At 66.6% G+C, this 437-nt stretch carries 1 protein-coding gene; it reads left to right on the top strand.

The genetic code is table 11. The features are described from left to right. Positions 1 to 437 (top strand): acyl-CoA dehydrogenase family protein (locus JQ845_RS22910; protein ID WP_268968815.1); only part of this gene is annotated, 437 nt, incomplete at both ends.

Genomic DNA, 437 nt, shown 5'->3' on the forward strand with positions numbered 1-437 from the left:
AAGGGCATCAGCGCCTTTATGGTGCCCCGGGGCACGGCGGGCATCAGCTTCTCCAGCCCGGAAAAAACCATGGGCCTGCGCGGCAGTACCATCTATGAACTGGCGCTGGACTGCTGGCTGCCGGCGTCGGCGCTTCTCGGTATTGAAGGCCAGGGTTTCAACACGGCGATGGCGGTGCTGGACCGCGGTCGGGTAGAGGTGGCGGCCATGTCCCTGGGCATCGCCAAGGCGGCAGTGCAGGCGAGTTTGAGCTGGGGGCGCGAACGCCAGATCGGGCCCAAGCCGCTGGCGGCGTATCAGGGCACGCAATGGCGCCTGGCCGATATGTACGCGCAACTGGAAAGCGCGCGCCTGCTGACCATGAAAGCTGCCGCCCGGCGTGACAGTGGCGAGCGTTTCAGCCTGGACTCGGCCACGGCAAAACTGGTGGCCGCCGA

Source organism: Pseudomonas paraversuta, from assembly GCF_904063065.1.
Taxonomy (GTDB): Bacteria; Pseudomonadota; Gammaproteobacteria; order Pseudomonadales; family Pseudomonadaceae; genus Aquipseudomonas; species Aquipseudomonas paraversuta.